The sequence below is a fragment of the Bordetella muralis genome (genome assembly GCF_054781015.1).
In genome coordinates, this window is the sequence record NZ_BAAGVF010000008.1 from 1 (window position 1) to 17,835 (window position 17,835).

Consider the following 17,835-nt stretch of genomic DNA (forward strand, 5'->3'; position numbering starts at 1 on the left):
CGGGGATGAACAGAAGATCTCTCGAGCTACGATTTTGTTATACCTAGAGCTGAGCTACGCATCATCTTCGCATGCATCAACGCTAGCCAAGCAGATCTTCCAACCTGGCACCACGCCACCCCGCCGCATGACCGGACTGATCGCCATTTTCGGGGGTGCAGGGCACCCGAAAATGGCAGCCCTGCAAGATCTTCCTCTTTGCCAACAGTGCTACAAAAAAACGCCAAGCAAGAGGCTGGTGCCAGCGATGTGATGAGCTTGAATTACTGCGAGTCGAGCCGAGGCAATCGGGCCGGGAGGGCGCCTCAAAGCCGAGTGGAGCGGACACCGTAGGGAGCGCGAAGGCGCGGACGAGGTGAGCGAACACGGTGTCCGGCGCCCGCGCGCCGGACCGGCTTTGTGAAGCCCTCACGGCCCGATTGCCTCGGCTCGACGTCCAATAAGCACGCCAACCTCTTGCCAACCCAGCCCCTCGGTCACCGAGTACCGAACAAACCCAGAGACAGCAACACTCAGCCAAACAAAAGATGCAACGCAGTTAGACCACAAACGTCTGCGCCATCCCATCAGCCTGCTCGACAATTTCGCCAAGCTTGCTGACGGTCTCACCCTGCTCACGCAGCGTCTCGGCAATCGCATCGGCCTGAGCGGCATCCACCACCAGCACCATACCAATACCGCAGTTAAATACACGATACATCTCGGTATCCTCGACACCGCCTTGCTCCTGCAGCCACTGGAACAGCTTGGGCATTTCCCAGCCATCCCGGTACAGCTTGGCCGACAAGCCGTCTTGCAGAATGCGAGGCACGTTATCCAGCAAACCGCCGCCAGTGATGTGCGCCAGGCCCTTGATATCGGTGCCGTGCTTGGCCAAAGCGGCCAGAACCTGTTTGACGTAGATACGGGTGGGCGCCATCACCACATCCACCAGCGGTTGGCCGTGGAAATCATCGGTGGGCTTGGCGTTGGCGCGTTCGATGATCTTGCGGATCAGCGAGTAGCCGTTCGAATGCGCGCCGCTGGAGGCCAGGCCCAGCACCACGTCACCCGGTTTGATGGATTTGCCGTCGATGATGGCGGATTTTTCCACCGCACCGACTGCAAAACCGGCCAGATCGTACTCGCCGTCGGGGTACATGCCGGGCATTTCAGCGGTTTCACCGCCGATCAACGCACAACCGGCCTGCTCGCAGCCTTGGGCAATGCCGCCCACGACCGACGCGGCGGTATCCACGGCGAGCTTGCCGCAGGCAAAATAATCCAGGAAAAACAACGGCTCTGCGCCTTGGACCAGGATGTCGTTGACACTCATCGCGACCAAATCGATACCGACGGTATCGTGGCGATTCCATTCAAAGGCCAGGCGCAGCTTGGTGCCCACGCCGTCCGTGCCCGACACGAGGACGGGCTCACGATATTTCCCAGGAACCTGGAACAAGGCGCCAAATCCGCCGATACCGGCCAACACGCCGGGACGCATGGTGCGTGCCGCCAGAGGCTTGATGCGGTCGACCAGGGCGTCTCCTGCATCGATATCGACACCAGCGTCGCGGTACGTCAGGGGGGCAGAGGGTTGAGTCGTCATGAGAAAAACCGTGGGGTATGTGACAATTGCGGAGTTTACGGGGTGCTGCGCCCGCCATTTTACGATGTCGGGCGCAAAACAACGCGCCGACCGTCTTTTTGACGATTTGCGCGCCCCTTGCCTTGTGACCATTTTGACCCATGAATCGCCAGCTGCTGCTCGACGTTCTACCCGCACCCGCTCCTACGCTGCAGAACTACATTGCCGGCCCCAACGGTGAAGCGTTGGCGGCCGCGCGCGCACTGATGCCTGGCCGGGCGCTCTACCTGTGGGGGGCAGCGGGCTGCGGCCGCAGCCACCTGCTCAAGGGGCTGGCGACCACGCCCGGCGCCGTCTACATCGATATTCGGCAAAACGCCCGCGCCCTGCGCCAACTCGCCAATGCCGACTCCGCAGCAGCCATGCCCAGGTTGATCGCAGTGGACGATGTCCACGATATGGACGAAGCCCGGCAGGCCGGCCTGTTCGCCCTGTACAATCGGTGGCGCGAATGTGCGGCCACCAGCCGCGCGTTCGCTTTGGCTGTGGCTGGCGACCGCGCCCCGCTCTCCATGCCGTTGCGCGAAGACCTACGCACCCGTCTGGGCTGGGACCTCGTATTCCGGCTCGAACCCCTGTCTGACGCGGACAAGCTCGCTGCACTGTCTGCCCAAGCGGCAGAGCGTGGCTTGCAACTCGCACCAGAAGTCATCCAGTGGATGCTGACGCATCGCGAACGCGATATCCGCAAATTGGCGGTATTGCTCGACGCGCTGGATCGCTATTCGCTGGCTACCGGTCGCCCGATCACCATTCCCCTGCTACGCGCCATGCTGGCAGACTCCGATAAACAACAAAAAACATGATGCCCCAACGACTCGCGCTGTTCGACCTGGACCATACTCTGCTGCCGCTGGACAGCGATTACCAATGGGCCGATTTTCTGGCGCGCACGGGACGCGCGGGCGATCCGGCAGAAGCCCGCCGCCGCAACGACGACCTGATGGACCGCTACAACCAGGGTCAACTCACCGCCGAACAGGCGGCCGAATTCATGCTGGGTCTGCTGGCCGCGCACACGCCGTTCGACCTGGCCACCTGGCACGAAGAATTCATGACGCAAGTCATCCGTCCCAGTATCACGCCGCAAGCCATTGAAATCGTAGATCAGCATTTGGCTGCAGGAGATCTGTGCGCCATCGTGACCGCGACCAACGGGTTTGTCACCGCCCCTATCGCCCGCGCCTTTGGTATCCCGCACCTGATTGCCACCGACGCCGAGTATCGCAATGGCCGCTACACCGGACGCATTCAAGGCACGCCTAGCTTCAAAGAAGGCAAAGTCGTACGCGTGAACCAATGGCTGGCGGATATGAATCTGACCCTTGCCAATTTTTCCGAATCGTACTTTTATAGCGATTCGATCAACGATGTACCGCTGCTCGAGGTCGTCACACACCCTGTAGCGGCCAACCCCAGCCCGGCGCTGCGCGAGATCGCGCAAGCGCGCGGCTGGAAAGTGCTCGACTTGTTCGAACACCTAAAGGATGCCAAATCCTGATGATCACCGACACCATAAAAAAATTCGTCAGCCGCTTGTTTTCACCGGCGGCCCGGGGACCCCAACGCATTACGAGCGATAAACACGGCATCGATCGCCGCAACGTATCGCGCCATGCCATCAAAGTCTGTGAGGTCTTGCGCCAGCACGGCTATCAAGCCTATATCGTGGGCGGCGCGGTACGCGACTTGATCGTCGGCCTCGAACCCAAAGATTTCGACGTGGCCACCAACGCCACGCCCGAACAGATCCGCCCGCTGTTCCGTCGCGCCCGCATCATCGGCCGGCGCTTCCAATTGGTGCATGTGGTGTTCGGCCAGGAAATCATCGAGACCTCGACCTTTCGCGCCCCCGCCTCGCAAGACCAGGAAACCGACGAGCACGGCCGCATCCTGCGCGACAACGTTTTCGGATCTCAGGAACAGGACGCAGCACGGCGCGATTTCACGATGAACGCGCTCTACTACGATCCGCATACCGAAGAAGTGATCGATTATCACCAAGGCGTGCATGATCTGAAGAAACGCCAGGTTCGCATGATCGGCGACCCGGCGACGCGCTATCGCGAGGACCCGGTCCGCATGCTGCGCGCGGTGCGTTTCGCGGCCAAGCTCAACGGCAGCATTGACCCTGCGGCGCGTCAGCCTATCGAAACCATGGCGTCGCTGATCGAGAATGTGCCGGCATCGCGGCTGTTCGATGAAATGCTCAAGCTCCTGACCTGCGGACATGCGATGGATTGCCTGCGCCAGTTGCGCGCAGACGGCCTGCATCACGGCCTGCTGCCGCTGTTGGATGTCGTGCTGGAACAACCTGGCGGCGAGCGTTTTGTCGAGCTCGCGCTGGAGCGTACCGATTCGCGTGTACGTGCAGGCAAAAGCATCAGCCCCAGTTTCCTGTTTGCCGCGTTGTTGTGGCAACAAGTCGAATCGCGCTGGAAACAACTGCGCGAACGGGGGGAACACAACATCCCCGCGCTGGTTCAGGCTGCGGATTCGGTGTTGGATGAGCAAACTGAAAAGCTCGCCATCCAACGCCGTTTCTCATCCGACATGCGTGAGATCTGGTTCATGCAGCCGCGCTTTGAACGCCGCATGGGCAAGACCATTTACCGCATGATCGAACAACCGCGCTTTCGTGCCGCCTGCGACTTTCTGCAGCTGCGTGCCGCGGCTGGCGAGTTTGACAGCGTCCTGGCGCAGTGGTGGATGGATCTGGCCAATGGCAACGACGCCACCCGTGCCGACATGATCGAGGAACTCGCTCACCTGCCGCGCGACCCCGCTGAATCGAGCGGCCCGCGCAAACGCCGTCGCCGCCCGCGCCGTCCGGCCGCGCAACGCGATCAGGCTTGACGGTACGTGCCCCTGTCGGGAACGGCATTGCTCCTTCACTGAACCGCGCCGCCATACATTGCCGATGACCACCATCCAACACGCCTACATAGGCTTGGGCGCCAATCTGGGAGACGCGCAAGCGACCTTGCGCACGGTGCTGGAGCAACTGCGCCAAACGGCAGGCATCCTGCGCTGCCTGTCCTCGCATTTTTATCGCACGGCCCCCATAGACGCCACTGGCCCGGATTACATCAATGCCGTCGCAGCGTTGGACACCACGCTGGCGCCTCTCGAGCTGCTGGATCGACTGCAGGCGCTGGAAAACCAGCATGGCCGCCAACGCCCTTACAAGAACGCGCCGCGAACGCTGGACCTGGATCTGCTGCTGTATGGCGATACCACGATGAATACGCCGCGCCTGACGTTGCCGCATCCACGCATGCATGAGCGTGCGTTCGTACTGGCGCCGCTATCCGAACTCGCGCCGGCATTGCAGTTGACGCAGGGGTCTGCGATCGAATTGCTGTCGATGTTGCCGGATCAGCCGATCGAGCGGCTGGACTAAGGCGCGCAGGGACTGACAGCACCTTCCTGCGGCCCAAGTCGCCACAACCTTAGACCTGTTCGCCCGCGCGCTCCAGCAATTGCCTGGCCCGCCCGATGACAGGCGCATCGACCATTTTGCCTTCGAACATGAACGTGCCGGCACCGCTTTCGCGGTGCGCAGCCACCACGCGGCGTGCCCACTCCACGTCGGCGGCAGGCGGCAGAAAGGCCTCGTGAATGATCTCGACCTGCGAGGGATGAATGCACAGCATGCCGCCAAATCCCATATCTCGAGCGCGACCGGCAGCGGCCCGCATCCCGGCCGTGTCCTTGACTCCGGGAAACACGCCATCCAGCGGTGCGGGCAGATCCGCGGCTTTGCTGCGCAGCAATACTTGCACCCGGGCATGATCCAGCACGACATTCGCCCCTTCGGTATCGGGCGTCAATCCCAGATCCAGGCCGTAGTCGAGGCTGCCAAACGCCAACCGTTGCACGCCCGGTGTCGCCGCGATCTCAGCCGCATTCAAAATCCCCTCGGCGGTCTCGAGGATGGGGACGATATCGACGCCCGTCTGCGCCGCATGGCGCACCTGTGCCAGGCTTTCCGCTTTGGGCAGCATGATGGCCGTTACCCCAGGAAAACTGCGGCAGGCCTTCAGGTCGTCATCGTGCCAGGCCGTCGAGACGTCGTTGATGCGCACCCAGAGTCGCACATCGGGATGCGTGCCCAGAAAATCGCAGAGCGCCTCGCGGGCGCTGCCCTTGGCCAGATGCTCGACCGCATCCTCCAGATCGACAATCACAACGTCAGCCCCACTGGCCAGGGCCTTGGGAATGCGTTCAGGCCGGCTGGCCGGCACGAACAAGGCAGTACGTATAGCAGTTGGCATCAGACGACCTCGGCAGCACGCAAGCGCGCCACGTCCTCGGGCGCGTACCCCAATGATGCTAGCACTGCATCGGTGTTTTCGCCCACTGCCGGGACCGGATCCATACGGGGCGTAAACGCGCTGCTGGATGCCGGCGGCAAGAGCGCCGGCAGCGTCCCGGCCGGGCTGCCCACCTCGCGCCAGCGGTCGCGAGCCTGTAACTGCGGGTGCGCCCAGACGTCTTTCATGTCGTTTACGCGGGCGTTGGCGATCTGCGCGGTTTCCAGACGGTCCGTCACCTGATCGATGGTCAACTCGGCAAAAGCCTGCACAATCAGCGCGCGCAGACTGTCGCGATTGGCTGCGCGGCGCGAATTCGATGCAAAGCGCTCGTCGTCGGCCAACGCAGGCTGATTGAGCACGCGTTCGCAAAACACCCGCCACTCGCGCTCGTTTTGCAGGCCCAGCATGATGGTCGCGCCATCGCCCACCGGGAACGGACCGTAGGGATAAATCGTGGCGTGCGCCGCACCCGCACGCTGAGGCGGCGTCGCCCCCTCGAACGCATAGTACATGGGATAGCCCATCCACTCGACCATGCTTTCCAGCATGGAAACATCCAGCCGGCTGCCCAGTCCAGTGCGTTGACGCAGCAACAACGCGTTCAGAATCGACGAATACGCGTACATCCCGGCCGCGATATCCGAAATCGAGCATCCTGCCTTGGCGGGCGCATCGGGCGACCCCGTCACCGACACAAAGCCGCTTTCGCTCTGGATCAACAGATCGTAGGCCTTTTTACGTTCGTAGGGGCCGCCCTCACCGTAGCCGGAAATATCGCAGACGATCAGCTTCGGATGTTTGGCGTGCAAGGCCTCGAACGACAATCCCAGACGATCCGCTGCGCCCGGAGCCAGATTCTGTACCAGCACATCAGCCGATTCCAGCAAACGCTGCATGACTTCGGCGGCATCGGGGTGTTTCAAATCCAGCGTCAGGCTTTCCTTGGAACGATTGGTCCAGACGAAATGCGACGACAAGCCATGGACGCGCTCGTCATAGCCACGAGCGAAATCACCCACGCCGGGGCGTTCGATCTTGATGACACGCGCCCCCATATCGGCCAGTTGGCGTGTGCAAAATGGCGCCGCGATCGCGTGTTCCAGACTGATGACAGTAATGCCGTCCAACGGACGGACTGCAGGAGTATTACTCATCGAAAATAAATTCCTTCAGGAAGCGATCAAGCGGAGAACGTTATTTGCGCTTGGTGAGCCAGGGTGCCGTCTTGCTCGGCCCACAGATCGGCCTGCCCGGGCTCGGCCACACGGCCAGCGACCTCAAAGGGCGTAGGCGCAACCAAGGGACGCAGGCCGCGATAGGAAAAATGCTCCAGACGCGCAGTCGGATGCGCATGGCAGAATGCGGCCAGCATGAAGGTCGCAATCATGGGACCGTGCACAACCAGACCGGGATACCCCTCGGTACCCGTGACATAGGGATGATCGTAATGGATCCGGTGGCCGTTGAATGTCATGGCCGAATAACGGAACAGCAACACCGGTGACGGATCTACGGACTCGCGCCATTGCGATGCGGGTGGAACGTCCGTGCCCACGAGCTTGGGCGGCGACGGCTGCCTGTAGACGATGTCCTGCTCTTCTTCGATCGCCAGCACGCCATCCTGGTGGTATTCGTGACGCACGGTCACAAACAGCAGTGCACCGGTACGGCCGGTCTTTTCGCGCACATCGGCCACCGTAGAACGACGTTCAGCGGGAGTCCCCACGCGCAAGGGTTGATGGAACGTGACCCGTCCCCCCGCCCACATCCGGTTCCGATCGTCGGCCGGCGGCAAGAACCCGCCGCGTGACGGGTGACCATCCCTGCCTAACCCATCCATGCCAACCGGGGCAATAAAAAAGGCCCATTGCCAGAGCGGAGGCAGCGGTTCGCCTACCCCGGGCGCGGGCTCGCTGAGCGTCGCGGCGATACGGGCGGCATGGCCGACATCGAGATTATCGGCAACAGTTTCACTGCTGCCGATCCAGTCGGCGGGATTGGGAGACGTCATGTAGATTCCTTAGCGGTATATCAGAGCGGCCACCAGCATGCCCGTGTGCCCCGCCTTTGTGAATTCGTATTTCTACAAGGGCGGGTTCAACAGCCTGAAATTCACGCCGGCGGTGCGATATCGCTATTTCCCCTGAAACGCGGGCGCGCGTTTTTCTGCAAAGGCACGCATGCCTTCGAGATAGTCATCGGTATAACCGAGCTGTTGCTGCAAATCGCATTCCAGATCGAACTGCTGCGCCAGCGTATTACCGCTGGAGGCATACAGCGCCTGCTTGGTCGCCGCATAAGCGCGCGTGGGCCCCTGAGCCAGGGTGCGCACGATCTGCTCGCGCGTCTCGTCCAACGCCTCATCCGGGATGCAACGCCAGATCAGCCCCCATGATTCGGCCTGACGAGCCGATACAGTCTCGCCGAACAAAGCGGCCCCCATGGCTCGCGCTGTCCCCACCAGACGAGGCAGAAACCATGTGCCGCCGGCATCCGGCAACAAACCGATCTTGCTGAACGCCTGGATAAAACGCCCGGACTCCACGGCATACACCACATCGCATGCCAGGGCGAGGCTGGCCCCAGCTCCGGCTGCCACGCCATTGACCAGGCACACCACAGGCACCGGTAACGCGCGCAGGCGCAGAATCAGCGGCCGATAAAAATTACGCAGGCCTTCACTCAAATCGCGTCGCTGTCCTTCCGGTAACGGCTTGCGTTCGCCCAGATCCTGCCCAGCACAAAATCCGCGTCCTGCGCCCGTAATCACCAGGCCGCGCAGCTCATCGCACGCCTCCAACGTGTCCAACGCACGCGCCAGCTCGCCGTGCATCACCGCCGTGAAGCTATTCAAACGATCCGGCCGATTCAAAGTGATCACGCCGACACCGTTCTCCAGCGTGAATTGAATCTGCTCGTAGCCCTGCGTCATACCTGTTGCTCCCTATATCCTGTTATGTGATGTGGCCGCACAGAAAAAGCTCCCCTGGCATGCCAAGCGATCTGCGATCGAGGCCGGTAATTACAAAGTCGTCCGAATCTTACCTTGCTGCCATCGACGCTCGCGGCCCGTCAAGTCAAAGCCACTGAAGCGGGCAGCATCTCAATCCAGCGACTGCAACACTGCCAGTTGCTCGGCGCTATCACCGAACAACTGATCCAACACCGTCAAGCGCTTGAAATAATCACCGACCTCCAGCTCATCGGTCATGCCCATCCCGCCGTGCAATTGCACCGCGCTTTGCGCGACATAGCGTCCAGCGCGTGCCGCCTCGAGCTTGGCACTGGCCAGCATGCGGCGCCGCTGCGTGACATCCGGTTCGCTCAATGCGGCCGCCGCAACATAGGCCATCGACAGCGCCATTTCCTTTGCCACCAACATATCCGCCATACGATGCTGCAGCACCTGAAACGCGGCCAGGGGCTGGCCAAACTGCCGACGCGTCTTGAGATAATCGATCGTGATCTCCAGCAAACGCTCCATGGCGCCGGCCGCATGCGCGCACAGGGCCGCCGCGCCCCAATCCAGCGCCGTAGCCAGCCCATCCCGGGCGGCTTGCCCACGCGCCAGCACGGCATCCGCATTGACGGGCGTGCGGTCAAACACGATGCGCGCGCAGCGCGTACGATCCAGTGTCGGCGTATCCAGCACCTGTACCCCTTGGGCATCCGCAGGCACCAGCAGCAACACCGGCTCGTCGTCAATATCGCGCGCCGACACAATCCAGGCCTGCGCCGCCGCACCATGCCAGACCAGATGCTTGGTTCCCGACAGATGCAAGACCTCGTCACTGGCCGATCGCACCGTACACAAGGACGGTTCCGTCTCGTAACGCCGCCCCGGTTCCTGATAAGCCAGCGCCACTATCGCCTCGCCTGAGGCCAAGACCGGCAGCCATCGCTGCCGTATGGCCGCGTCCGCAGCGTCGGCAATCAATGCCGCACTCATCACCGCACTTGGGATCACAGGTTCGGCAACCAGTCCGCGTCCCAATTCCAGATGCACGGGCAACAGACTTGCAGGTGCCTCGCCAAAACCGCCATGCTCCGCCGCAATCGTCAGGCCCAGCACGCCCAGCTCGGCCAATTGCCGCCATGCGCCGTGATCGAGCGCCGCAGCAGCCGCGCGCTCTCGCCGTGCCGCAAAACTCCATTCATCCTGCACCAAACGCCGCAGGCTATCGGCCAGCATGCGTTGCTCTTCGGTATATGCGAAATCCATGATGTGTTTTCCTCAAAGCCCCAACATCATGCGAGCGATGATGCCTTTCTGTACCTCGGTCGTGCCGCCATAAATCGAGGTCTTGCGCATATCGGCATAGCCTGCGCCAGCCGCGGCCGCCATCTCCGGCCCTGGCCCATGAAAGGTTGCATCCGCCTCCATCCAGTCCGGGTCATATGGCCAGGCGTCCGGCCCGGCAATCTCCATCTGCAACATCGCCAGATCCTGCTGTATCTCGGAACCTCGGATCTTCAGTACCGAAGCCTCCGGCCCCGGCGCATCGCCACGCGCCGCCGCGACCCGCAACAGCAGCATCTCCAGCGCCATGATGTCGACCTCCGTGCGGGAGATCCGGTCACGCATCCGGCTGTCCTCCAGAATGGGCCGGCCATGCAGCAATGTACGGGCTGCCATCTCCTTCAGAATGCTCAGCTCGCGATAGCAATGCCCCAAGCCTGCAATACCCGTGCGTTCGTGGCCCAACAGGTACTTGGCATACGTCCATCCCTGCCCCTCCTCGCCGACGCGATTGGCCAGCGGTACACGCACGTTCTCCAGCCATACCTCATTGACATCATGCCCGCCATCGAGGGTACGAATGGGCCGCACGCTGACACCCGGCGAACGCATGTCGATCAACACCATCGAAATCCCGCGCTGCACCTTGGCCTCGGGATCGGTGCGCACCAGGCAGAACATCCAGTCTGCATACTGCGCCAGCGTGGTCCAGGTCTTCTGGCCATTGATCACATAATGATCCCCATCGACCTCGGCGCGCGTCTTCAGCGACGCCAGGTCGGATCCGGAGCCCGGTTCGGAATATCCTTGGCACCACCAGTCTTCGACACGGATGATGCGAGGCAACAGACGCTGCTGCTGCTCGGCACTGCCGTATTTCATCAACACCGGGCCGATCATGCCCAGCCCAAACGGCAGCAAACGCGGCGCGCCGGCCTTGAAGCACTCAACTTCGAAAATCAAGCGTTCGATGGCATTCCAGCCCGTGCCGCCAAATTCCTGCGGCCATGTCGGTGCGCCCCAGCCCTGGTCGGCCAAGATCCGGTGCCACCGCACATAATCATCGCGATGCAGCCGCTGGTGCTTCAGTACTTTGTCACGAATATCTCGCGGCAACTTGTCGTTCGCAAAGGCTCGCACAGTCTCGCGAAACTGCCGTTCTTCGGGTGTCCAGCTTAGGTCCATAGGATGTCTCCTTATGGGTGGTATCTAGCCACGGACAGGGGCTTTAGCGCAATCTGGCTCTGCAAAAGCGGGGCTTTCGTGGGGATGAAGTGGTCGGCCGGTTGTGTTGTTCTTGTGGAAGGATGAGGATTGTTGGCATGCAACGGGTGGGGTTCTTTAGACGCCGGCGTCCGCCCTGACTGAGCGATGCGGGCCTAATCGGAACGGCTCGCCCCATGAGCAGGGGGCTCGGTCCGCTACGCGGACTACCCGTCCCTCAAAAGGCCCGCATCGCTCAGTCAGGGCGAACGCCGGCTCGCAATGTCTCCAGTTGACGGATGCTGTGCACACCTCGAATTGCTCGACGGACGTGGGCAGTCCACTGCTGTGAGTCCGTGGCGGGTGCTGGGATGCCGCGCCGGCCCGTTGAGCGACGGGCAGTCCCCGAAGGGGACCTCGGCGCCTGGTGTTGCGCCGAGCCGTTGCGATAGGGCCGATGCGGCATCCCAGCACCCGCCACGGACGTCTCAATAGAGATCCCCCTCCGCCAGCAAAAAAACTCCATCCGCCACAAAAAAACAAACAAGCAACCAACCGAACCCACAAGTCACAAGAATACCGCTGCACAAAACCCCTGCTTCGGCAATGAAGAATGGTCAGCCAAGCCAACAACCCTGACACTGCCTACACTGTCATCACCTTCCGTAACCGAAAAATGACCGCCACCACACCAGAGACATCCGCGCCCAGCGGCGCCGACCAGCAGTACCGGCAAGCCCTGGCCCAGGGAAAATTTCAGATTCAACGCTGCACCGCCTGTCATGAGGCCGTGTTCTACCCTCGCATGATCTGCCCCCATTGCGGCGCGCCGGATTTGCGCTGGGAATCTCCCAGCGGCCGCGGCACTGTGTATTCGACGACCGTCGTACGGCGCAAAGCCGACGCCGGTGGTGACTACAACGTTGCCCTCATCGACCTGGAAGAAGGCGTCCGGATGATGAGCCGTGTAGAGGGCATCTCCCCCGATGCCGTTCACATCGGCATGGCAGTCAGAGCCGAAGTGCGGCAACAACAAGATCAAGGCCTGGTCGTCTTTGTCGCGCAGGAGGCAGCATGAGCGATTTACAACAACTGCGCGGCGCCGTGGCTGTCGCGGGCGTGGGTCACGCTGGCCTGGGCCGCGCCGATGGCTATACCGAGATGGAAATCCTGGTGCAGGCGGCCCAACGCGCCGTTGCCGATGCGGGCCTGACGATGCGCGATATTGATGGCATCTGCACTGCCAGTGTCGCCGCCACGATGTGGGCCATGCCCGTCATTGAACATCTGGGTATCCGTCCGACCTTCATCGACAGCACCATGTTGGGCGGATCCAGTTTCGTCGCTCATCTGATGCCGGCGCTGCAAGCGCTCGCTTCGGGACAGTGCAACGCCGTACTGGTGTGCTATGGCAGTACGCAGCGCACCTCTACGTTGAGTCGTGCAGAAATCGGACGGGTACGCAAGAACTTCGATCCGCAACCCTACGAAACGCCCTACGATCCCCTCAGCCCGTTGAGCTCGTATGCCCTGGCCGCGGCCCGGCACATGCATCAATACGGCACGACGCGCGAACAACTGGCGCATGTTGCCCTGGCGGCTAATCAATGGGCGCAACGCAATCCCGAAGCACAACTGCGCGAGCCCACGACGCTGGACGAGATTTTGTCATCGCGCATGGTCTCTGATCCGCTCACCGTGCGCGACTGCTGTCTGGTCACCGATGGCGCAGGCGCCTACGTGCTGGTCCGCGCCGACCGGGCTCGCGATCTGCCGAAAAAGCCGGTATACGTGCTGGGCAACGCGACGGCCGTGTGGAACCGCCAGATCTCGTCTATGGAAGACCTGACCGTGACGGCCGCACAGCAATCCGGCCAACGCGCGTTTGCAATGGCCGGCCTGCGTCCCGCCGACATCGACGTCGTAGAGCTCTACGACGCGTTCACCATCAACACCATCTTGTTCCTGGAGGATCTGGGGTTCTGCGCCAAAGGCGAAGGCGGCGCCTACGTCGAAAACGGTGCAATCGCACCAGGCGGAAGGCTGCCCGTCAACACCAATGGCGGCGGCCTGTGCTGCGTGCATCCCGGCATGTATGGCGTATTCATCATGATCGAGGCCGTACGACAGCTGCGTGGCGAGGGTGGCGCGCGCCAGGTCGAGGGCGCGCAACTCGCGCTCGTACACGGCAATGGCGGCACGTTGTCCAGCCAATCCACGGCCATTCTCGGCACTGCGGACACGTTGTAGACCCCTCATGCACGGTGGGGCCGCATTGTCGCGACCTCGCCGTGCGTTGCTTTGCAAGCATCCCGATTCGCCTTTGTTTTCATTTCCAAATTTCTCGAAGTCATGAGTTCATCGTCCCCGCTCACACGCATTCATCAGCTCTTGCAGCACCAGGCGGTGCAACAACCCGAGGCGATCTTCTTGTATGAAGAGGCCGGCACCACATTGAGCTATGGCCAGATGTGGCAACGCGTAGAGCAAGCCGGCCAATGGCTGATCGCCCAAGGCGTACGGCGTGGGGATCGCGTGGCCGTAGTCGGGGAAAATTGCGCGCAGATGATTCAGGCATTGTTTGCCTGCAGTGTGGTGGACGCCTGGCCCGTCGGGCTCAATGCGCGCCTGAGCCAACGTGAAGTCGACGTGATTCTGAGCCATGCTCAGCCGATGTTGACGCTATATACCAGCCATATTTCGACTGCAGCGGCCGCACATGCGCAAGCCGCCGGCGCCCAGGCCCTCGATGCCGCGGTCTGGGGCGATGGCAATCAATGGACTCGCGCCAGCAACGCCCCGGAAGCAGAAACGGGCGCACTGGTAGACCAGGTCGCCACCGTGATCTATACGTCGGGCACTACCGGCGCGCCCAAAGGCGTCATGGTGCCGCACAAAGGTCTGTTGCACTTTGCTCGCATCTCCGCCACATCTCGACGCCTCGGTCCGAGCGACATCGGCTATGCCGCATTACCGATGTCTCATATTTTTGGCATCGCCACCGTATTGATGGCCACAGTCCAGGCAGGCGCCAGCCTGGTATTGCGCAGCAAATACGATCCACAAGATGTGCTGCGTGCGTTGTCGTCTCCGGGTTTGACCGTCTTGCAAGGTGTTCCCACCATGTTCACGCGGCTACTGGCCGTGGCATCCAACCAGCCTCTACACGCGCCGCGTCTGCGCTATGTGTATACCGGCGGTGCAGCGTTGGACCCCACGCTCAAGCGCGACACTGAACGATACTTTGGACAACCCATGCATCATGGTTACGGCATCACCGAGTATGCCGGCTCATTGTTCATCACCGATATCGACGCCCCCCGCAATGACTGTGCGACGGGCTACGCGGTCGAGGGCGTGGAGCTGAGATTGGGTTCTCCCGATGCAGAGCCGCCTGTCCCAGGGCAGCGCGGCGATATTCTCGTGCGGGGTCCCGGCGTCATGCTGGGCTATTACCGCGATTCCGTACAAACTGCCAAGGCGTTGCTGCCCGGCGGTTGGCTCAACACCGGCGATATCGGTTTGATCGATGACAGCGGCGCGCTTTTTATTGCCGGACGCACCAAAGACCTGATCATTCGCTCGGGCTTCAACGTATATCCCGCGGAAGTCGAGGCGGTGATCAACGCCTTTCCAGGCGTGCGATTGTCAGCGGTGGTGGGACGTCTCGAAGCCGACCAAAACGAAGAGGTCGTGGCCTTTATCGAGGCGCAACCGGGAACGGCGATTGACATCGACGCACTGAACGCACATCTACGTACCGAACTCGCGCCCTATAAACGGCCAGCACACATCATCCCCATCGACACATTGCCCACGACAGTAAGCGGAAAGATTCTAAAGCAGCCATTGCGGGAAAAACTGGCTGCGCAAACCACCTGAAAAAACCCGCACAAAACAATACATCAAGGAGACAAATCATGCCGATCAAATCCCTCTTGCAGGCTGGCGCATTGGCGGTATCGCTATGCGCCGCCATCCCCGCCGCCCATGCCGCAGCCTATCCAGACCGGCCGCTGCGCCTGTTGGTCGGCTACGCACCTGGCGGACCGGTCGATACCACCGCACGCGTTTTTGCGAAATATCTGGGCGACAAGCTGGGCCAGACCGTAGTGGTGGAAAACCGCGCCGGAGCAAGCGGAATGATTGCTTCGGATGCCACCGCCAAGGCCTCGCCAGACGGATATTTGCTGGGCTTCGCCGCGAGCCCGACGCTGACGATCTCGCCGCTGGTGCAAAAGAGCGATCTGTTCGATCCTCGCAAAGACTTCACGCCCATCGGCATGGTGGTGGATTACACCAATGTGTTGCTGATCGGCCCGCAAATCCCTGCTAAAACGGTCCGCGAGCTCGTTGATTATGCCAAGGCAAACCCGACTGCCGTGAGCTTTGGCTCGGCCGGCGTAGGCGCATCCAACCATTTGTCAGCCGAACTGCTCAAACAACAGGCCGAAGCCCCGATGCTGCACGTGCCCTATCGCGGCAACTCGCCCGCGATGATGGATGTGGTGAGCGGCAAGATCACCTTTATGTTCGATATCACCAGCACGGCAATTCCCTTTATCAAAAGCGGCAAGGCTCGAGCCCTGGCAGTGACCTCGCGTGAGCGTAACCCCGAACTGCCCGATGTACCGACCATGATCGAAGCCGGCTTGCCCGACTACGAGGTGGTCGGCTGGTATGCCCTGATGGCTCCGCCCAAACTGCCCGATGCCATCAAGACACGGTTGACGCAGGCGCTGAAAGAGGTTTCACAAGACGCCTCATTCCGCAAAACCATGACAGAGGGCGGCTATACCGTCGATGACGGCGACAGCCAAGCAGTACAGGCGCGTATCGAGCGTGAATACGCGATGTGGGCCGACGTCATCAAGACCGCCAACATTCAAAAATAACTGATCCTGATTGGAGCCATCCTTTTATGTCTGCCCTGCAATCGTTGCGAGCCACGACCCGTCTGCCTGTTCTCTGCGCGCCCATGTTTCTGGTGTCGGGGCCCGATCTGGTCATTGCTCAATGCACGGCAGGCGTCATCGGCACGTTTCCGTCGCTCAACGCCAGACCCCAGGAAGCCCTGACGGATTGGCTCACGCGGATCGAGAAAGGACTGGCGCTTTATCGTGAGGCACATCCCGATGCCGTGATCGCGCCCTATGGTGTCAATCTGATCGTGCATCCTACGAACGCGCGCTGGCAGACAGATCTGCAGACATGCGTGGCACATCGCGTACCGTTGATCATCACGTCCCTGCATGCACCCGACGCCGTGGTGCAAGCAGTGCACCCCTACGGTGGCCTGGTTTTTCATGATGTGACGACAGTCCGTCACGCACGGCGGGCGTTGGATGCCGGCGTGGACGGCTTGATTCTCGTCGCGGCAGGTGCAGGTGGGCATGCAGGCACGCTCAATCCCATCGCTCTGGTCAACGAGATCCGGTCGTTTTACGACGGGCCTTTAGTGCTGTCCGGGTGCATCAGCCACGGGAAAGATGTGCTGGCTGCACAGGCGCTGGGATGTGATCTGGCCTATATGGGCACACGCTTTATTGCGACAAATGAATCGCTGGCGCCGGACCGCTATCGCGAGATGGTGTTGCAGGCGACAATTGACGACGTGCTGTATACGCCTTTTTTTTCTGGTGTGCCGGCGAACTATCTGATCCCCAGTATTTCAGCTGCGGGGCTGGATGCGGAACAGCTCAATAGCAAGGACAGTAACGCGGTCAATATGGACAAGACGACACGGCCGAAGGCGTGGAAGGATGTCTGGAGCGCGGGCCAGGGGGTGGGAGCGGTGCAGGAAATCTTGCCTACTCATGCGTTGGTGGATCAGCTGGCGCATGAATATGCCGAGGCGCGCAGGGCGTTGTTGAAGACTGCGAGGGGGTAGTGCTATTTGCTGGGAGGTTGGGTTGCTTATTGGACGTCGAGCCGAGGCAATCGGGCCGTGAGGGCTTCACAAAGCCGGTCCGGCGCGCGGGCGCCGGACACCGTGTTCGCTCACCTCGTCCGCGCCTTCGCGCTCCCTACGGTATCCGCTCCACTCGGCTTTGAGGCGCCCCCACGGCCCGATTGCCTCGGCTCGACTCGCAGTAACTCAAGCTCATCACATCGCTGGCACGAGCCTTTTGCTTGGCGTTTTTCTGTGACCTTGTTGGCAAAGAGGAAGATCTTGCGGTGCTGCTATTCGCGCGTGCCCTGCACACGCGCGAATAGCGATCGGTCCGGGCATGCGGCGGGGTGGCGTGGTGCTAGGTTGGAAGATCTGCTTGGCTAGAGTTGATGCATGCGAAGATTAGTCGCGCGTCTTTGGATGTCGCGAAGCCGTGGTGCGAACAATCTCCTGCTGGCCTATGAGAAATCGTTGCTCGAGAGATCTTCTGTTTGCCACCGATGCCAAAACCTCCGCATGCAGATCACGAACGCTATTCATTGGCGCGCCCGTA

General features: G+C 61.3%; 17 protein-coding genes. 10 read left to right on the forward strand and 7 right to left on the reverse strand.

The window, feature by feature from the left end:
- Window positions 1-253 (forward strand): hypothetical protein (locus tag ACYVIT_RS17800; RefSeq protein ID WP_460478264.1); only part of this gene is annotated, 253 nt, incomplete at its 5' end.
- A gap of 285 nt (window positions 254-538) precedes the next feature.
- Here the strand turns inward: ACYVIT_RS17800 and purM are convergent.
- Window positions 539-1,588 (reverse strand): phosphoribosylformylglycinamidine cyclo-ligase, encoded by a 1,050-nt coding sequence (purM, locus tag ACYVIT_RS17805; protein WP_415806872.1) that lies wholly within the window; start codon window positions 1,586-1,588, stop codon window positions 539-541.
- 140 nt (window positions 1,589-1,728) lie between these two features.
- Between purM and hda the strand changes: the two genes are divergently transcribed.
- The 4 genes from hda (at window position 1,729) to ACYVIT_RS17825 (ending at window position 5,030) form a co-directional block, all read left to right on the forward strand.
- Entirely contained in the window at window positions 1,729-2,433 is a 705-nt protein-coding gene (hda, locus tag ACYVIT_RS17810) for a DnaA regulatory inactivator Hda (RefSeq protein ID WP_415806871.1), read from the forward strand.
- Window positions 2,430-3,128 (forward strand): HAD family hydrolase, encoded by a 699-nt coding sequence (locus ACYVIT_RS17815; RefSeq protein WP_415806870.1) that lies wholly within the window; start codon window positions 2,430-2,432, stop codon window positions 3,126-3,128. Before hda ends, ACYVIT_RS17815 begins: the two co-directional genes overlap by 4 nt.
- The gene (pcnB, locus tag ACYVIT_RS17820; protein ID WP_415806869.1) at window positions 3,128-4,483 is read left to right on the forward strand and encodes a polynucleotide adenylyltransferase PcnB; all 1,356 of its coding nucleotides are present in this window, start codon (window positions 3,128-3,130) and stop codon (window positions 4,481-4,483) included. The genes ACYVIT_RS17815 and pcnB overlap by 1 nt, the downstream gene beginning before the upstream one ends.
- 64 nt (window positions 4,484-4,547) lie before the next feature.
- Window positions 4,548-5,030: a 2-amino-4-hydroxy-6-hydroxymethyldihydropteridine diphosphokinase gene (locus ACYVIT_RS17825; RefSeq protein ID WP_415806868.1), complete on the forward strand. Its 483-nt coding sequence runs from the start codon at window positions 4,548-4,550 to the stop codon at window positions 5,028-5,030.
- Window positions 5,031-5,079: 49 nt separating this feature from the next.
- Here ACYVIT_RS17825 and ACYVIT_RS17830 read toward each other — a convergent pair whose 3' ends face one another.
- The 6 genes from ACYVIT_RS17830 to ACYVIT_RS17855 all read right to left on the reverse strand — a co-directional run bounded on the left by ACYVIT_RS17830 (window position 5,080) and on the right by ACYVIT_RS17855 (window position 11,371).
- Complete coding sequence (locus tag ACYVIT_RS17830; RefSeq protein ID WP_415806884.1) at window positions 5,080-5,907, reverse strand: HpcH/HpaI aldolase/citrate lyase family protein; 828 nt, start codon at window positions 5,905-5,907, stop codon at window positions 5,080-5,082.
- Window positions 5,904-7,100, reverse strand: coding sequence for a CaiB/BaiF CoA transferase family protein (locus ACYVIT_RS17835; RefSeq protein ID WP_415806867.1), 1,197 nt, complete (start codon window positions 7,098-7,100; stop codon window positions 5,904-5,906). Before ACYVIT_RS17835 ends, ACYVIT_RS17830 begins: the two co-directional genes overlap by 4 nt.
- Before the next feature lie 26 nt (window positions 7,101-7,126).
- Window positions 7,127-7,957, reverse strand: coding sequence for an HTD2 family dehydratase (locus ACYVIT_RS17840; protein WP_415806866.1), 831 nt, complete (start codon window positions 7,955-7,957; stop codon window positions 7,127-7,129).
- Between the two features lie 123 nt (window positions 7,958-8,080).
- Window positions 8,081-8,878, reverse strand: coding sequence for a 2-(1,2-epoxy-1,2-dihydrophenyl)acetyl-CoA isomerase PaaG (paaG, locus tag ACYVIT_RS17845; protein ID WP_415806865.1), 798 nt, complete (start codon window positions 8,876-8,878; stop codon window positions 8,081-8,083).
- 171 nt (window positions 8,879-9,049) lie between these two features.
- On the reverse strand, window positions 9,050-10,168 hold the full coding sequence (locus ACYVIT_RS17850; RefSeq protein WP_415806864.1) for an acyl-CoA dehydrogenase family protein: 1,119 nt from the start codon (window positions 10,166-10,168) through the stop codon (window positions 9,050-9,052).
- Window positions 10,169-10,180: 12 nt separating this feature from the next.
- The gene (locus ACYVIT_RS17855; protein ID WP_415806863.1) at window positions 10,181-11,371 is read right to left on the reverse strand and encodes an acyl-CoA dehydrogenase family protein; all 1,191 of its coding nucleotides are present in this window, start codon (window positions 11,369-11,371) and stop codon (window positions 10,181-10,183) included.
- A 694-nt stretch (window positions 11,372-12,065) separates the two neighbouring features.
- Between ACYVIT_RS17855 and ACYVIT_RS17860 the strand changes: the two genes are divergently transcribed.
- From ACYVIT_RS17860 to ACYVIT_RS17880, 5 genes are all read left to right on the forward strand, one after another.
- Window positions 12,066-12,467: a Zn-ribbon domain-containing OB-fold protein gene (locus tag ACYVIT_RS17860; protein ID WP_415806862.1), complete on the forward strand. Its 402-nt coding sequence runs from the start codon at window positions 12,066-12,068 to the stop codon at window positions 12,465-12,467.
- Window positions 12,464-13,639 carry a thiolase gene (locus ACYVIT_RS17865; RefSeq protein WP_094823124.1) on the forward strand — a complete coding sequence of 392 codons (1,176 nt, stop codon included), beginning with the start codon at window positions 12,464-12,466 and terminating at the stop codon, window positions 13,637-13,639. The genes ACYVIT_RS17860 and ACYVIT_RS17865 overlap by 4 nt, the downstream gene beginning before the upstream one ends.
- A 102-nt stretch (window positions 13,640-13,741) precedes the next feature.
- Window positions 13,742-15,271, forward strand: coding sequence for a class I adenylate-forming enzyme family protein (locus tag ACYVIT_RS17870; RefSeq protein ID WP_415806861.1), 1,530 nt, complete (start codon window positions 13,742-13,744; stop codon window positions 15,269-15,271).
- Window positions 15,272-15,309: 38 nt separating this feature from the next.
- Window positions 15,310-16,284, forward strand: a complete 975-nt coding sequence (locus ACYVIT_RS17875) for a Bug family tripartite tricarboxylate transporter substrate binding protein (protein ID WP_415806860.1) — start codon at window positions 15,310-15,312, stop codon at window positions 16,282-16,284.
- Between the two features lie 26 nt (window positions 16,285-16,310).
- On the forward strand, window positions 16,311-17,279 hold the full coding sequence (locus ACYVIT_RS17880; protein ID WP_415806859.1) for an NAD(P)H-dependent flavin oxidoreductase: 969 nt from the start codon (window positions 16,311-16,313) through the stop codon (window positions 17,277-17,279).
- The last annotated feature ends 556 nt before the right edge of the window (window positions 17,280-17,835 follow it).

Excerpts from the sequence above, each read along its gene's own strand:
- ACYVIT_RS17835 (WP_415806867.1), bottom strand. The coding sequence starts at position 7,100 with ATGAGTAATACTCCTGCAGTCCGTCCGTTGGACGGCATTACTGTCATC.
- ACYVIT_RS17875 (WP_415806860.1), top strand. The coding sequence starts at position 15,310 with ATGCCGATCAAATCCCTCTTGCAGGCTGGCGCATTGGCGGTATCGCTA.
- paaG (WP_415806865.1), bottom strand. The coding sequence starts at position 8,878 with ATGACGCAGGGCTACGAGCAGATTCAATTCACGCTGGAGAACGGTGTC.
- ACYVIT_RS17855 (WP_415806863.1), bottom strand. The coding sequence starts at position 11,371 with ATGGACCTAAGCTGGACACCCGAAGAACGGCAGTTTCGCGAGACTGTG.
- ACYVIT_RS17840 (WP_415806866.1), bottom strand. The coding sequence starts at position 7,957 with ATGACGTCTCCCAATCCCGCCGACTGGATCGGCAGCAGTGAAACTGTT.
- ACYVIT_RS17870 (WP_415806861.1), top strand. The coding sequence starts at position 13,742 with ATGAGTTCATCGTCCCCGCTCACACGCATTCATCAGCTCTTGCAGCAC.
- pcnB (WP_415806869.1), top strand. The coding sequence starts at position 3,128 with ATGATCACCGACACCATAAAAAAATTCGTCAGCCGCTTGTTTTCACCG.
- ACYVIT_RS17880 (WP_415806859.1), top strand. The coding sequence starts at position 16,311 with ATGTCTGCCCTGCAATCGTTGCGAGCCACGACCCGTCTGCCTGTTCTC.
- purM (WP_415806872.1), bottom strand. The coding sequence starts at position 1,588 with ATGACGACTCAACCCTCTGCCCCCCTGACGTACCGCGACGCTGGTGTC.
- ACYVIT_RS17815 (WP_415806870.1), top strand. The coding sequence starts at position 2,430 with ATGATGCCCCAACGACTCGCGCTGTTCGACCTGGACCATACTCTGCTG.
- ACYVIT_RS17860 (WP_415806862.1), top strand. The coding sequence starts at position 12,066 with ATGACCGCCACCACACCAGAGACATCCGCGCCCAGCGGCGCCGACCAG.
- ACYVIT_RS17825 (WP_415806868.1), top strand. The coding sequence starts at position 4,548 with ATGACCACCATCCAACACGCCTACATAGGCTTGGGCGCCAATCTGGGA.
- hda (WP_415806871.1), top strand. The coding sequence starts at position 1,729 with ATGAATCGCCAGCTGCTGCTCGACGTTCTACCCGCACCCGCTCCTACG.
- ACYVIT_RS17865 (WP_094823124.1), top strand. The coding sequence starts at position 12,464 with ATGAGCGATTTACAACAACTGCGCGGCGCCGTGGCTGTCGCGGGCGTG.
- ACYVIT_RS17850 (WP_415806864.1), bottom strand. The coding sequence starts at position 10,168 with ATGGATTTCGCATATACCGAAGAGCAACGCATGCTGGCCGATAGCCTG.